Genomic DNA, 13155 nt, shown 5'->3' with positions numbered 1-13155 from the left:
TGGCTAGGTGTCCGGTGAAGGGTAAGGCTACCCTGTGACGCCCCGCCGCTGCGCTCCGAGGAACGCCCGCAAACTCGCCGGCTTCACTGGCTTGGTCAGCACCGGAATGCCCAGATCCCGCGCCGCGCGCTTCACGGTGTCGCTGCCGTCCGCGGTCACCAGCACCGCCGGCGTGTGCGCGCCGCAGACCGCGCGCAGTGCCTGCAATGCGCCCAGCCCGTCGAGTTCGTCGTGCAGGTGGTAGTCGGCCACCAGCACGTCGGGCCGGTCGTGCTGCGCGGCGGCCAATGCGCCGGCCACGGTTTCGGCCACGCGCACGTCGACGCCCCAGCGGCCCAGCAGGGCCTCCATGCCGTCGAGGATTTCGCGGTCGTTGTCCAGGCACAGCACCTTCAGGCCGCCGAGGTCGCCCTGAGCAACGGCAGCCCGCGCCGGGGTGGCGGGGGCGGCGGTGTCGGCCAGCGGCACGCTGAGGGTGAACACGCTGCCGCGGCCGGGCCAGCTGCGCACGCCGATGGGGTGGTCGAGCAGGCGCGACACGCGCTGGCAGATGCTCAGGCCCAGGCCGAGGCCGCGCTCGCCCCAGGGCGAGGGCTGGTCGAAGCGGCGGAACTCGTCGAACACCTGCGCCAGGTGGTGCGGCGGGATGCCCGGGCCGGTGTCCCACACCTGCAGCTCGACGCGGTCGCCGCGGCGGCGGGCGCCGATCACCACGCGGCCTGCCTTGGTGTAGCGCAGCGCGTTGGCGATGAAGTTCTGCAGCGCCCGCCGCAGCAGCCGGCGGTCGCTGCGCACCGACAGCGGACCGGCATGCACGCGGAAGCCGAGGCCGCGGCTCGCGGCCAGCGGCGCGTACTGGGCGCTCAGGCTGGCCAATAGCTCATCCAGCCGGAATACCGTGGACTCCGGCTTCAGCGAGCCGGCGTCCAGGCGCGAGATGTCGAGCAAGCCATCCAGCAATTCCTCGGCATCGCGCAGCGACACGTCCACGCGCTCGGCCAGGCGCTGCTGCTCGGGCGCCTCGTCGGCTTCGCGCAGCGCGCTGGTGAACAGGCGCGCGGCGTTGATCGGCTGCAGCACGTCGTGGCTGATGGCGGCCAGGAAGCGCGTCTTCGACTGGTTGGCGGCCTCGGCTTCGCGGGTGCGCTGTTCGACGCGCTGCTCCAGGGTTTCGTTGGCCTCGCGCAGGGCCTGCTCGGCGCGCTTGTAGTCGGTGACGTCGCTGTAGGTTGTGACGTAGCCGCCGCCGGGCAGGGGCTGGCCGCGCATCTCCACCACCTGGCCGTTCGCCCGCACGCGTTCGAACACATACGGCGAACCTTCGCGCAGGTAGGCCACGCGCTTGGCCACCTGTTCATCGGCATCGCCCGCGCCCATCTCGCCGCGCTCGGCGTTGTAGCGGATCAGGTCGGCCACCGGGCGGCCCACGTAGAGCATGCCTTCCGGATACTCGAACAGATGCTGGTAGCGGCGGTTCCAGGCCACCAGCCGCAGGTCGCGGTCGACCACGCTGACGGCCTGCGACAGGTTCTCCAGCGTGGCCGAGAGGATCTCGCGGTTGAAGCGCAGCTCGTGGCTGGCTTCGTCCAGCAGCGACATCACTTCGCCCAGCTCCATGCCCGAGCCGCGCAGCGCGGTGGTGAGCGTGAGGCGCGCCGAGGCCGCGCCGATGGCGCCGGCGAGCAAGCGTTCGGTGAACTGGATCAGGGCGCGGTCGGCGGGCTGCGTGGGCGCGAGCTCGTGGCCCTGCGCGGCGGCGTAGTCGCCGAAGGCGCGCCGGGCCTGGCGGTCGCCCAGGATGCGCGCCGCGAGCTGCTGCAGGTCGGCGGCGCTGAGGTTGCCCTGCCAGCCGCCGGCCGTGGCCAGCGGGCGCTGCGCGTAGGGGTCGAGGAAGGGCGTGGCGCGCAGGCGCTCTTCAAGCGATGGACGGAACCGCGCCGACACCACCAGCAGCGCGCCGATGTTCACCAGCAGCGACCAGAAGGTGCCGTGCGTCAGCGCGTCCCAGCCCTGCAGGCCGAACAGCTGCTCGGGCCGCAGCCAGCGGATGTCGAGCGGACCCTCCGCCAGCCAGCCGGTGTCGAACCAGCCCGCGCGGCTCAGCGTCGGCAGCAGCAGCGTGTACGTCCACAGCGTGAAGCCCGCCAGCAGGCCCGCGATCACGCCGCGGCGGCTGGCGCCGCGCCAGTACAGGCCGCCGATCAATGCCGGCGCGAACTGCGCCACCGCCGCGAACGCCAGCAGGCCGAAGGCCGCGAGGCTGTTGCCGGTGCCGGCGCCGCGGTAGTACGCGTAGGCCAGCAGGGCGATGGCGACGATGGCGATGCGCCGCACCCACAGCACGCGCTGGCCGAGGTGCTGGCGCTGGCCGGCGTCGGTGAGGCTGTCGCGCCAGAGCAGCGGCATCACCAGGTCGTTGCTCACCATCGTCGCCAGCGCCACCGAGGCCACGATCACCATGCCGGTCGCCGCCGAGAAGCCGCCGACGTAGGCCGCCAGCGCCAGCGCGGTGTTGTCCATCGCCAGCGGCAAGGCCAGCACGTAGGCATCGGGCGACACGCCGGCGCCCAGCACGAACTGTCCGGCCGCCGTGATCGGCAGCACGAACAGGCAGATCACCGCGAGGTAGCCGGTGAACAGCCACCGCGCGCTGCGCACGTCGGCCGCGTCGCCGCACTCGACCACCGCCACGTGGAACTGCCGCGGCAGGCAGACGATGGCCGCGAAGGCCAGCAGCGTCTGCGCCATGAACCCCTGCGGGATGCCCGGCGCGACGAAATCGCGGGTGGCGGCCTGGAAGCGCGCCAGCAGGTCCTCGCTGCCGGGCAGGTGGCCCAGCGCGAATACGCCCACGGCCACGAAGGCCACCAGCTTCACCAGCGACTCCAGCGCCACCGCCAGGATCATGCCGTGGTGGTGCTCGGTGGCGTCGATCTCGCGGGTGCCGAACAGGATCGCGAACAGCGCCAGCAGCAGCGCCACGTACAGCGCCGGGTCGGTCAGCGGGTGCCGCGCCACCGCCGGGTCGGCCACGGTGCCCGACAGCACGTCGATGCTCATCGCCACCGCCTTGAACTGCAGCGCGATGTAGGGGATGGCGGCGATCACCGCGATCAGGGTGACGATGGCGGCGATGTTCTGCGCGCGTCCGTAGCGGGCGGCCAGGAAGTCGGCGATCGACACCGTGCTCTGCTCGCGCGCCACCAGCACCAGCCGCTCGAGGATGCGCCAGCCGAACACGAACAGCAGGATCGGCCCGAGGTAGATCGGCAGGAAACCCAGTCCCGACTTGGCCGCCGTGCCCACCGCGCCGTAGAAGGTCCAGGAGGAGCAGTACACCGCCAGCGCCAGCGAATAGACCAGCGGACGCAGCCAGTTGCGCCCGGGGTACAGCGGCTTGCGGTCGCCCAGCCACGCCACCCCGAACAGCAGCCCGACGTAGCCCACGGACACCAGCAGCAGGATCCAGCCTGGGATCACGGACCCTCCCTCCGCGAATCAGCGCCCCCGGAGTGTAGTGGCAAATGAACCCGGTTCATTGGCTAGACCAAAGTCGAACGCTCGCGGCGGCCGCGCGTCGCAGATGAACGCGAGCCGGTGGCTAACACCCGCGTAACGGACGCGGCCCGCCAAGGCGAGTACCGTCGGTCCTGCACTACGACGCAAGGTCGTAACGGCCACTCAGCCGCGCCGCAACATCATTCCTTACTCCGCACTGAGCCCCCCACCCCTGCCCCCGCAGGGGACACGGCGCACGCCGTCCCGGATCCGCCCCCGCGCATCCATCAGAAAAGGAATCCCCATGAGCAACCACACCTCCCCCTCGACCCCGTCCGTCGCCAAGGGCGCCCCGGCCACGATGAACCTGCTCGACACCGCGGCCGCCAACGGTAGCTTCAAGACCTTTGGCAAGGCGATCGAACAGGCCGGCCTCGCCGATGCCCTGCGTGCCACCGGCCCTTACACGGTGTTCGCCCCCACGGACGCCGCGTTCGACAAGCTGCCGGCCGGCAAGCTCGAGCGCCTGATGAAGCCCGAGAACAAGGAAGAACTCGCGGGCATCCTCAACTACCACGTCGTGAAGGGCAGCCAGTCGGCCGCCACCCTCGGCAAGTGGGATTCGGCGCGCACGCTGCAGGGCCAGTCGGCCCCGATCAAGATGGCCGACGGCAAGTGCTCGGTGGACGGCGCCTTCGTCACCCAGGCCGATATCGCCAGCAGCAACGGCGTGATCCACGCGATCGACAAGGTGAACCTGCCGATCGAGCTGGCCCCGGCGGACGCCCCGGCCGCCAAGCCGGTACCGACCAAGCAGTAAGTCCAGGCAACAGGGCGGCGGCGGGGGCTGTTCCCCGCCGCTTCCTGCACCAGAAACAAATGATCCGGGTTCAATTGCCGCCCGTTTGTTGCCTAGGCGCGGGGCTGCCGTCAAAATCGGGGCATGCCTGTTTCCTGCCACGCCGAACGCTCGCTCCCCTGCCGCCCCGAAGTCGCCTTCGCGATGGCCACCGACCCCGACCGCTTCCCGACCTTCTTCACCGGCTTCGGGCCGATCCCGGCCGTGCGCGGGATCCGGCTGCACTCGCCGCTGGCGGTGGGCAGCCAGCGCCGCGTGCACAATTCCGACGGCACCGTGCTCAGCGAGCGCGTCATCGCCCACGACCCGCCGGTGCGCCACGCCTACACGCTCAGCGGCTTCCGGCCGCCGTTCGCGTGGCTGGTCACCAAGGGCGAGGCCAACTGGACCATCACCGGCCATGAGTTCGGCTCGCGCGTGCGCTGGGACTACGAGTTCGAACTGACCCGCCGCTGGCTGTGGCCGGTCGCCGCGCTGGTGCTGAAGCTGTTCATGGCCCGCGCGATGCACCGCTGCCTGAAGAACATGTCGCGCGCGCTGATGACCCCCGATCCGGCACCCGGCAAGCCCTGATGGGCGAGTGGCTCCTGCTGGCGATGGCGCCCGTGTTCCTGGGCTTCGTCGGCTGGGAGGCCTGGCACTGGCATCGCCGCGGCGCGGCGCACTACAGCCTGCGCGACACGCTGTCGAACGCCGCGCTGGCGCTGATGCACCAGGCGGCGGATGCCGTCACCTGGCTGGTGGTGATCGGCCTGTTCTGGTGGGTCTACCAGTACCGCCTGTTCGACCTGCCCACGACCTGGTGGACGATCGCGCTGCTGTTCGTGGCCCAGGATTTCTTCTACTACTTCTTCCACCGCGCCCACCACCGCGTGCGCTGGATGTGGGCCTCGCACGTGGTGCACCACTCCTCGGAGCGGCTGAACCTGTCCACCGCGTTCCGGCAGAGCCTGACCTACCCGGTGTCGGGTATGTGGGTGTTCTGGCTGCCGCTGGCCTTCCTCGGCTTTTCCCCGCCGCACATCGTGGTCGTGGTGGCGATCAATCTGGGCTTCCAGTTCTTCGTGCATACCCAGGCAGTGGGGAAGCTGGGCTGGCTGGAGAAGGTGTTCAACACGCCCTCGCACCACCGCGTGCACCACGCGCGCAACGCGAAGTACATCGACCGCAACTACGCCGGCGTGCTGATCGTCTGGGACAAGCTGTTCGGCAGCTTCACCGAGGAAGATCCGGCGGTGCCGTGCGAGTACGGCATCGTCAAGCCGGTGCACACGCACAACCCCATCACGCTGACCTTCCACGAATGGCGCGACATGCTGCGTGACGCGGCGCGGCCGCAATCGCTGCGCTCGCGGCTGGGGCAGCTGTTCGGTCCGCCGGAGCGGGCGCACGCGCAAGCGCCTGACCCACCAAGGTCGTACTGACGCGCCGGGCGCGCGCGTGGCAGGCTGGGGGCCATGACCGCCACGGTGCCCGGGCTGGACCTGGATTCGCCGCCCTTCGACCTGCTCGACGCGGGCCAGAAGGCGCGCGTGGCCGCCGCCGTGGACCTCGGCTTCCATCCGGGCGGCACGCGCCTGATCGAAGCGGGCCAGGCCTCGCCGCACGTCTTCGTGATCCTGAAGGGCCGCGTGCAGGCGAGCGATCCGGGCGCGGCGGGCGACGAATCGCGCTTCGCCGACTACGGGCCGGGCGATCTGTTCGGCGCCTTTGCCGTGATCGCGGGCCGGGCGCGGCACCGCTACACCGCCGTGGGCGACGCGCTCTGCTTCCTGCTGCCGGCGGCAGTGTTCGAGGCGCTGCTGGCGGAGAACCCGCGCTTCGCCGCCTATTTCCACGAGGCGCTGTCGGTGAAGCGCCGCCTGCTGGCCGACCGGCAGCAGCCCAGCGAGCTCAGCCGCCTGATGCTGACGCGCGTGCGCGACGCCCAGCTGGCGCCGGTGCACGCCGTGCCCGACCACACCGGCATCGGCGCCGCCGCGCTGGCGCTGCGCGAGCACAAGGTCGATTGCCTCGTCGTCACCGGCGACCCGGCCGGCCCGGGCATCGTCACCCGCACCGACCTGCTCGATGCGCTGACCACGGGCGGCCTCGACGCCAGCGCGCCCATCGGTGCGCTCGCCAGCCGCCCGCTGCGCGCCGTGCGTGCTGACGACGTGCTGTTCCAGGCCATCGTCACCATGACCGAGCACCACATCGAACGCGTGGTGGTGCTGGACGACGAGACGCCGATCGGCACGCTCGGCATGGCCGAGGTGCTGGCGCACTACGCGAGCAGTTCGCACCTGATCAGCCTGCGGCTGGCGCGCGCGCAGTCCATCGACGAAATCGCGGACGCCGCCGCGGGCATGACCGACCTGGTGCGGCAGCTGCACGCGCAGGGCGCGAAGATGAGTTACCTGATGGAGCTCGTGAGCGCGCTCAACCGCCGCGTCATGGCCCGCGTGTTCGAGCAGGTGGTGCCGGCGGAACACCGCGGCAAGCTCTGCCTCCTCGTGCTGGGTAGCGAAGGCCGGCGCGAGCAGATCCTCAAGACCGACCAGGACAACGCGCTGGTCGTCGCCGAGGGTTTCGCGTGGGATGGGCTGCCGGCGGCGATGGATGCCTTCTCGCAGGCGCTGGCGCGCATCGGCTATCCGCTGTGCCCGGGCGGCGTGATGGCCAGCAACCCGCACTGGCGGCTGGACCAGTCGGCCTGGCGCGCGCGCATCGCGCAGTGGGCGCGCGTGGCGGATGGCCAGACTGCGCTCGACCTGGCGATCGCGCTCGATGCCCGGCCGGTGGCGGGCAACGCGGCGCTGTTCGACGAGATCGCGCCCTCGCTGCGGGCGCTGGGCAAGGACCAGATCCTGCTGCGCTACCTGGCCGAAGCCACGCTGAGCAAGGGCAATCCGCTGACCTGGCGCGGCCAGGTGCGCGAGGCCGAGGGACGCGCCGACCTCAAGCGCGGCGGCGTGTTCCCGATCGTGCACGGGCTGCGCACGCTGGCGCTGAAGCATGGCGTCGCGCACCGCAACAGTTTCGACCGCTGCGCCGCGCTGGTGCAGGCCGGCGCCCTCGACGCCGAACTCGGCCGCGACCTGCCGCAGGCGCTGGCGGTGCTGATGCGCCTGCGCCTGGGCCAGCAGCTGGCCGACCTCGATGCCGGCCACGCGCCCGGCAACGGCGTCGACGTCCACGCCCTGCGCCGCCTCGACCGCGAGCTGCTGCGCGACGCCCTCCGCGTCGTCAACGCCTTCAAATCCCACGTCGCCGACACCTTCCACCTGGCCGGCTAGCGCAAATGAACCCGATGCAGCGGTGGTGGTGGGGGCGGACGCATCGTGGGGGCGAGTGGGGGTTCCTGTTCGATGCGGTGCCGGCGGGGGAGTGGGTGTCGCTGGACCTGGAGACGACGGGGCTGGATTCGTCGCGCGATGCGGTGCTGAGCCTGGCCGCGGTGCCGGTGCGCGGCGCGCAGGTGCGGCTGAGCGAGCGCTTCGAAACCCTGGTGCAGCCGGGACGCGGCTTCGACATCGAATCGATCCGCCACCATCGGCTCACGCCCGGCGAAGTTGCGAACGCGCCCACGCTCGATGCGATCCTCCCGGGTTTCCTGCGCTGGCTCGGGGCGCGACGATTGCTGGGCTACCACCTGGCCTTCGACCTGGCGATGCTTGGCCCGTCGGTGCGCGCGCTCACCGGGTTTCCGCTGCCGAACCCGCGCCAGGAGCTGGCGCAGGTATGGCTCGATCACCAGCGCCTGGCGCAGCCCCGGGGTGACATCGATCTCTCGCTCGATGGGATGGCGGCGGCGCTGGACCTGCCCGCGCTGGGTCGCCACACGGCCCTGGGCGACGCCACGCTGGTGGCGCTGGCCTGGCTGGCCCTGTCGCGCCGCTGAAGACCCGGCGCGACTTGGCTTGACCTCGCGGCGAGCGCTGGCAGTATCGGGAGCATGAGCGGATCGGCCTCTCCCTCGCCATGCGCATGAAGCGCCGCGGACGCGCGTGGCGCTGGCTGGGCGTCGCCCTGGCCACCCTGGTCGTGGTGCTGCTGTCGTTCAACTTCACCCGCGGCGAGAAGCAGCTCGAGCGCGTGCTGGTGCACCCGCACGCCATCGATTCGCCGCAGTTCCGGCGCGAGATGGGCGTGCTGCTGGGACCGGGCATCACCGCCGGCAACCAGGTGCAGGCGCTCGACAACGGCCGCGAGATCTTCCCGGCGATGCTGGCCGACATCCGGGCCGCACGGCGCAGCATCACCTTCGAGACCTACATCTACTGGTCGGGGGAGATCGGCAAGGCTTTCGCCGAGGCCCTGGCCGAGCGGGCGCGGGCCGGCGTCGAGGTCAACGTCGTCATCGACTGGGTCGGCGGCATGAAGATGGACGAATCGCTGGTGACCGCAATGCGCGGCGCCGGCGTCAGGCTCGAGCTCTACCGTCCGCTGAAGTGGTACAACCTCTCGCGCGTGAACAAGCGCACCCACCGCAAGCTGCTGGTGGTGGACGGCCGCATCGGGTACACCGGCGGCGTCGGCATCGCCGATGTCTGGGAAGGCAACGCCGAGGATCCCGAGCACTGGCGCGACATGCACTTCCGGGTCGAAGGCCCGGTGGTGGCGCAGATGCAGGCCGCCTTCATCGACAACTGGATCAAGGCCACCGGCCGCGTGCTCAATGGCGAGGCCTATTTCCCGCCGCTGGCGCCCGCGGGCGACATGGATGCGCAGCTGTTCATCAGTTCGCCGGAAGGCGGCGGCGAAAGCATGCACCTGATGTACCTGATGGCCATCGCCTCGGCGCGCGAATCGCTGGACGTGCACGCGGCCTACTTCGTGCCCGACGCGCTGACGATGCGGGCGCTGAAGATGGCGCTCAAGCGCGGGGTGCGGCTGCGGGTGCTGGTGCCCGGCGAGCACATCGATTCGGACGCCGTGCGGGTCGCCTCGCGTGCGCTCTGGGGCGAGCTGCTGGCGGCGGGCGCCGAGATCCACGTCTACCGGCCGACGATGATGCACGTGAAGTCGCTGGTGGCCGACGGCGTCCTGGTGTCGGTGGGTTCGACCAATTTCGACGTACGCAGCTTCCAGCTCAACGACGAGGCCAGCCTGAACGTCTACGACCGCGGCTTCGCCGAGCGGATGACCGCCACCTTCGAGCGCGACCTGCAGCGGGCCACGCCCTACACGCTGGAAGACTGGGAGGCGCGGCCCTGGACCGAGCGCCTGCACGAGGCCGTGGTGCTGCCGATCAAGTCCCAGCTCTGAGCGGCGCCCAAAAGAAAACCCGCCGGAAGGCGGGTTTTCAATGAGGCGGATCGAAGCAGCCGGGCGGCTTACTTGATCTTGCCTTCCTTGTACATCACGTGCTTGCGGACGACGGGATCGTACTTCTTGATCTCCATCTTGCCCGGGGTGGTCTTCTTGTTCTTGTCGGTCGTGTAGAAATGACCGGTGCCGGCCGAAGACGTCAGGCGAATCTTGTCGCGCTTGGAAGCCATGGTTCAGTCCTCCTCAGATCTTTTCGCCGCGGGCGCGGAGATCGGCGAGCACGGCGTCGATGCCGTTCTTGTCGATGGTGCGCAGGGCATTGGCGGAAACACGCAGCTTCACCCAGCGGTTTTCCGAGGCTACCCAGAAGCGGCGCTCGTGCAGGTTGGGAAGGAAACGGCGGCGGGTCTTGTTGTTGGCATGCGAGACGTTGTTACCCGTCATCACTTTCTTGCCGGTCACTTGGCAAACTCGACTCATGGTGCAACTCCTGGGTCAGGACTGGCCACCCATAGCCCGGGCGGCGGCGGCCCCGCGCGGCTGGTCCGAAGACCCGGCAGGCGCATGCGATGCGGGATGAAGCGAACGCTCCGCCAGGGGCCGGAATCGCACTTCCGGGGCCAGGGCCGTGGGGCAGGTGCGGAGCGAGCCGCGCATTATGCCTTCCCCGGCAAGCACTTACAACCGGGGGCTAATGCGGGGCCCGGTCGCGGTGCCAGCCGCGGTGCTGGATGTCGAGCCAGAGGCTGTAGGCGGCGGTGAAGGTGGGGAAGAGGTTCTGGAGGACGCCGACCGAGTCCTGCTTGGCCGAGAACAGGAAGTAGCTCAGGGTCATCAGCGCCCCGACCAGGCTCATGTACCAGAACACCCGCGGGATCACCGGCTTGCCGGCCCGGCGCGAGGCGATGAACTGCACCACCCAGCGGCCGCCGAACATCAGGGCTCCGGTGTAGCCCACCAGCTTCCACGGCGTGACGTGCAGGCCGCTCCAGCCCAGCCACAGGATTTCCTGGTCCATCACGCTCATGCCAGCTCCCTCACGTCGGTCAGTCGGTTGCGCTTGATCAGCCAGGCCACGCCGATCAGGTCGCGGATGCCGACCAGGGCGCGGCCCAGGTTGGTGTACTTGGACTGCCCGGCGCCGCGCGGGCGGTGGTTCACCGGCACGCTGACCGTGCGCCAGCCGGCGCGCTGCATCAGCGCTGGCAGGTAGCGGTGCATGTGGTCGAACCAGGGCAGCTCGAGGAAGGCGGCGCGCTCGAACAGCTTGGTGCCGCAGCCGGTGTCGGGGGTGGCGTCGCGCAGCAGGCGCGAGCGGATGCCGTTGGCCCACTTCGAGGCCCACTTCTTGCTGCCGGTGTCCTGGCGGTTCACGCGCCAGCCGGCGTAGAGCTTCACGTCGGCGGGGCCGGCATCGCGGGCGGCCAGCAGCTTGGGCAGGTCGGCGGGGTCGTTCTGGCCGTCGCCGTCCAGGGTGGCCATCCAGGGCGCGCGGGCGGCGCGGATGCCGGTGCGCAGGCCGGTGCTCTGGCCGCTCTGGGTGGCGTGGGTGAGCACGCGCAGCTCGGGATGCCGGGCCTTGGCGGCCTGCAGCACGGCCAGGGTGTCGTCGGTGCTGTGGTCGTCGACCACGATCAGTTCGAAATCGACGCGGCCGCGCAGGGCGGCGATCACTTCGTCCACGAGCAGCGGCAGGTTGCCGGCTTCGTTGAAGGCGGGAATGACGACCGAGAGGCTGGGTTGGGGCACGTTGGCGACTTTGGGCGCGGGGCCCGCGGGGAAAGAGCCGCCATTATCACCGGCCTTACATTAAGTTTCCCTTATGTAAGGCCAGGCTCGCCTACTGCCCGCCGCGCAGCCGCTCGAGGATGCCGTCGAGCGTATCGAGGCCGTGGTAGCTGATCACCAGCTTGCCGCGGCCGCCGCGGCCGTGCTGCACCGCGACCTTGGCGCTCAGCTTCTCGGAGAGCTCGCGCTCAAGCGCCGCGATGTCGGCGTCGATCTTCTTGCCGTTCGGCTTGGCCGGCTTCTTCGAGGGAATCTGGCCCTTGCCCAGCAGCTGCGCGCGGCGCTCGACCTCGCGCACCGACCAGCCTTCGGCCACCGCTTCCTTCGCCAGCGCCAGCGCGGCCTGCGGGGCCAGGGTGAGCAGGGCGCGGGCGTGGCCCATTTCCAGCTGCTTGGTTTCCAGCAGCTCGCGGATGCCGTCGGGCAGCTCGAGCAGGCGCAGCAGGTTCGACACCGCGGCGCGCGAGCGGCCCACGGCCTCGGCGGCCTGCTGGTGGGTGAGGCTGAATTCGTCGATCAGGCGACTCAGGGCCTGCGCCTCTTCCAGCGGGTTGAGGTCTTCGCGCTGGATGTTCTCGATCAGCGCCATCGCGATCACGGCGCGGTCGTCGACCTCGCGCAGCACCACCGGCACGTCGGACAGGCCGGCCTGGGTGGCGGCGCGCCAGCGGCGTTCGCCGGCGATGATCTCGTAGCGCGGCAGGCCGTCCTGGCCGGTGCCGATCTCGCGCACCACGATCGGCTGGATCAGGCCCTGGGCCTTGATCGACTCGGCCAGCTCGGTGAGCTTGGCCGGGTCCATGCCGGTGCGCGGCTGGTACTTGCCGGGCTGCAGGTGGTCGATCGGCAGGCTGCGCAGGCCCTCGCCGGACGCCGCCGCGGTTTCGGCGACGGGCGCCGCGCCCTTGTTGCCCGTGCCCAGCAGGGCCTCCAGGCCGCGGCCGAGGCCGCGCTTCTTGGTGCTCATGCCGACTCCTTCAACATCTTTTTCTCGCGCCGCACGATCTCGCCCGCCAGCCCCAGGTACGCAATGCCGCCGCGCGAGGCGCGGTCGTAGCCGACGATGCTCTGGCCGTGGCTGGGCGCCTCGGCCAGGCGCACGTTGCGCGGGATGATCGAGCGGAAGACCTTGTCGCCGAAATGCTTGGTGAGCTCGCCCGAGACCGCGTTGGCGAGGTTGTTGCGCACGTCGAACATGGTCCGGACGATGCCTTCGATCTCCAGCGCCGGGTTGAGCTTGCCCTTGAGCGCGTTGATGGTGTCCACCAGCGAGCTCAGGCCCTCGAGCGCGAAGTACTCGCACTGCATCGGCACGATCACGCCGTCGGCCGCGGCCAGGGCGTTGAGGGTGAGCAGGGACAGCGAGGGCGGGCAGTCGACGATGATGTAGTCGTACTGCTCGCGCACGGCGCCCAGGGCGGTCTTGAGCCGCTGCTCGCGGGCCGACTCGTCCATCAGCCGGATCTCGGCGGCGGTCAGGTCGATGTTGCCGGGCAGCAGGTCGTAGTTTTCCGGGGTGGTGACGATGGCGGCGCTGGCCGGGCATTCGCCCAGCAGCACTTCGCAGCTGGAGTTCTCCAGTTCGCGCTTGTCCACGCCCGAGGCCATGGTGGCGTTGCCCTGCGGATCCATGTCCACCAGCAGCACCTTGCGCGGGACCGCGGCGAGCGCGGCGGCCAGGTTCACGGCGGTGGTGGTCTTGCCCACGCCGCCCTTCTGGTTGGCGATGGCGATGATGCGGCCCATGCAGACTCCTG

13 protein-coding genes are annotated in these 13155 nt (G+C 70.4%); 6 read left to right on the top strand and 7 right to left on the bottom strand.

Annotated features, from left to right (window positions below; all coding sequences use genetic code 11):
• Positions 1 to 27: 27 nt before the first annotated feature.
• On the bottom strand, positions 28 to 3480 hold the full coding sequence (locus tag N787_RS08615) for a hybrid sensor histidine kinase/response regulator (RefSeq protein ID WP_034212697.1): 3453 nt from the start codon (positions 3478 to 3480) through the stop codon (positions 28 to 30).
• 322 nt (positions 3481 to 3802) lie between these two features.
• Here N787_RS08615 and N787_RS08610 point away from each other — a divergent pair, with 322 nt between their 5' ends.
• The 6 genes from N787_RS08610 (at position 3803) to N787_RS08585 (ending at position 9607) form a co-directional block, all read left to right on the top strand.
• On the top strand, positions 3803 to 4318 hold the full coding sequence (locus tag N787_RS08610) for a fasciclin domain-containing protein (protein ID WP_052575309.1): 516 nt from the start codon (positions 3803 to 3805) through the stop codon (positions 4316 to 4318).
• A gap of 123 nt (positions 4319 to 4441) precedes the next feature.
• Positions 4442 to 4930 carry an SRPBCC family protein gene (locus N787_RS14355; RefSeq protein WP_052575308.1) on the top strand — a complete coding sequence of 163 codons (489 nt, stop codon included), beginning with the start codon at positions 4442 to 4444 and terminating at the stop codon, positions 4928 to 4930.
• Positions 4930 to 5781 (top strand): sterol desaturase family protein, encoded by an 852-nt coding sequence (locus N787_RS08600; protein ID WP_034212695.1) that lies wholly within the window; start codon positions 4930 to 4932, stop codon positions 5779 to 5781. The genes N787_RS14355 and N787_RS08600 overlap by 1 nt, the downstream gene beginning before the upstream one ends.
• Before the next feature lie 33 nt (positions 5782 to 5814).
• Positions 5815 to 7635, top strand: coding sequence for a DUF294 nucleotidyltransferase-like domain-containing protein (locus tag N787_RS08595; RefSeq protein WP_034212693.1), 1821 nt, complete (start codon positions 5815 to 5817; stop codon positions 7633 to 7635).
• A gap of 5 nt (positions 7636 to 7640) precedes the next feature.
• A complete protein-coding gene (locus N787_RS08590; protein ID WP_034212691.1) occupies positions 7641 to 8240 on the top strand; it encodes an exonuclease domain-containing protein in 600 nt (199 codons plus the stop codon).
• Positions 8241 to 8326: 86 nt separating this feature from the next.
• Positions 8327 to 9607, top strand: coding sequence for a phospholipase D-like domain-containing protein (locus tag N787_RS08585; protein WP_052575316.1), 1281 nt, complete (start codon positions 8327 to 8329; stop codon positions 9605 to 9607).
• Between the two features lie 68 nt (positions 9608 to 9675).
• Here N787_RS08585 and rpmG read toward each other — a convergent pair whose 3' ends face one another.
• From rpmG to N787_RS08555, 6 genes are all read right to left on the bottom strand, one after another.
• Entirely contained in the window at positions 9676 to 9840 is a 165-nt protein-coding gene (gene rpmG, locus N787_RS08580; protein WP_034212689.1) for a 50S ribosomal protein L33, read from the bottom strand.
• 13 nt (positions 9841 to 9853) lie between these two features.
• Positions 9854 to 10090 carry a 50S ribosomal protein L28 gene (rpmB, locus tag N787_RS08575; protein ID WP_034212687.1) on the bottom strand — a complete coding sequence of 79 codons (237 nt, stop codon included), beginning with the start codon at positions 10088 to 10090 and terminating at the stop codon, positions 9854 to 9856.
• A gap of 211 nt (positions 10091 to 10301) precedes the next feature.
• A complete protein-coding gene (locus N787_RS08570) occupies positions 10302 to 10637 on the bottom strand; it encodes a lipid-A-disaccharide synthase N-terminal domain-containing protein (RefSeq protein WP_034212685.1) in 336 nt (111 codons plus the stop codon).
• The gene (locus tag N787_RS08565) at positions 10634 to 11359 is read right to left on the bottom strand and encodes a glycosyltransferase family 2 protein (RefSeq protein WP_034212684.1); all 726 of its coding nucleotides are present in this window, start codon (positions 11357 to 11359) and stop codon (positions 10634 to 10636) included. The genes N787_RS08570 and N787_RS08565 overlap by 4 nt, the downstream gene beginning before the upstream one ends.
• A 91-nt stretch (positions 11360 to 11450) precedes the next feature.
• Positions 11451 to 12365: a ParB/RepB/Spo0J family partition protein gene (locus N787_RS08560; RefSeq protein WP_034212669.1), complete on the bottom strand. Its 915-nt coding sequence runs from the start codon at positions 12363 to 12365 to the stop codon at positions 11451 to 11453.
• Positions 12362 to 13144, bottom strand: coding sequence for a ParA family protein (locus tag N787_RS08555; RefSeq protein ID WP_034212667.1), 783 nt, complete (start codon positions 13142 to 13144; stop codon positions 12362 to 12364). Before N787_RS08555 ends, N787_RS08560 begins: the two co-directional genes overlap by 4 nt.
• Positions 13145 to 13155: the final 11 nt, after the last annotated feature.

Source organism: Arenimonas metalli CF5-1, assembly GCF_000747155.1.
In the GTDB taxonomy this organism is placed as follows: Bacteria; Pseudomonadota; Gammaproteobacteria; order Xanthomonadales; family Xanthomonadaceae; genus Arenimonas; species Arenimonas metalli.
Note: the sequence above shows the minus strand (reverse complement) of the source record. Positions and strands in the feature narration are given on the sequence as shown.

What these genes read in the sequence shown, in the direction of transcription:
- N787_RS08600 (WP_034212695.1), top strand. Translation starts at nt 4,930, where the DNA reads ATGGGCGAGTGGCTCCTGCTGGCGATGGCGCCCGTGTTCCTGGGCTTC.
- N787_RS08595 (WP_034212693.1), top strand. Translation starts at nt 5,815, where the DNA reads ATGACCGCCACGGTGCCCGGGCTGGACCTGGATTCGCCGCCCTTCGAC.
- N787_RS08610 (WP_052575309.1), top strand. Translation starts at nt 3,803, where the DNA reads ATGAGCAACCACACCTCCCCCTCGACCCCGTCCGTCGCCAAGGGCGCC.
- N787_RS08590 (WP_034212691.1), top strand. Translation starts at nt 7,641, where the DNA reads ATGAACCCGATGCAGCGGTGGTGGTGGGGGCGGACGCATCGTGGGGGC.
- N787_RS08570 (WP_034212685.1), bottom strand. Translation starts at nt 10,637, where the DNA reads ATGAGCGTGATGGACCAGGAAATCCTGTGGCTGGGCTGGAGCGGCCTG.
- N787_RS14355 (WP_052575308.1), top strand. Translation starts at nt 4,442, where the DNA reads ATGCCTGTTTCCTGCCACGCCGAACGCTCGCTCCCCTGCCGCCCCGAA.
- rpmG (WP_034212689.1), bottom strand. Translation starts at nt 9,840, where the DNA reads ATGGCTTCCAAGCGCGACAAGATTCGCCTGACGTCTTCGGCCGGCACC.
- N787_RS08585 (WP_052575316.1), top strand. Translation starts at nt 8,327, where the DNA reads ATGAAGCGCCGCGGACGCGCGTGGCGCTGGCTGGGCGTCGCCCTGGCC.
- N787_RS08560 (WP_034212669.1), bottom strand. Translation starts at nt 12,365, where the DNA reads ATGAGCACCAAGAAGCGCGGCCTCGGCCGCGGCCTGGAGGCCCTGCTG.
- rpmB (WP_034212687.1), bottom strand. Translation starts at nt 10,090, where the DNA reads ATGAGTCGAGTTTGCCAAGTGACCGGCAAGAAAGTGATGACGGGTAAC.
- N787_RS08555 (WP_034212667.1), bottom strand. Translation starts at nt 13,144, where the DNA reads ATGGGCCGCATCATCGCCATCGCCAACCAGAAGGGCGGCGTGGGCAAG.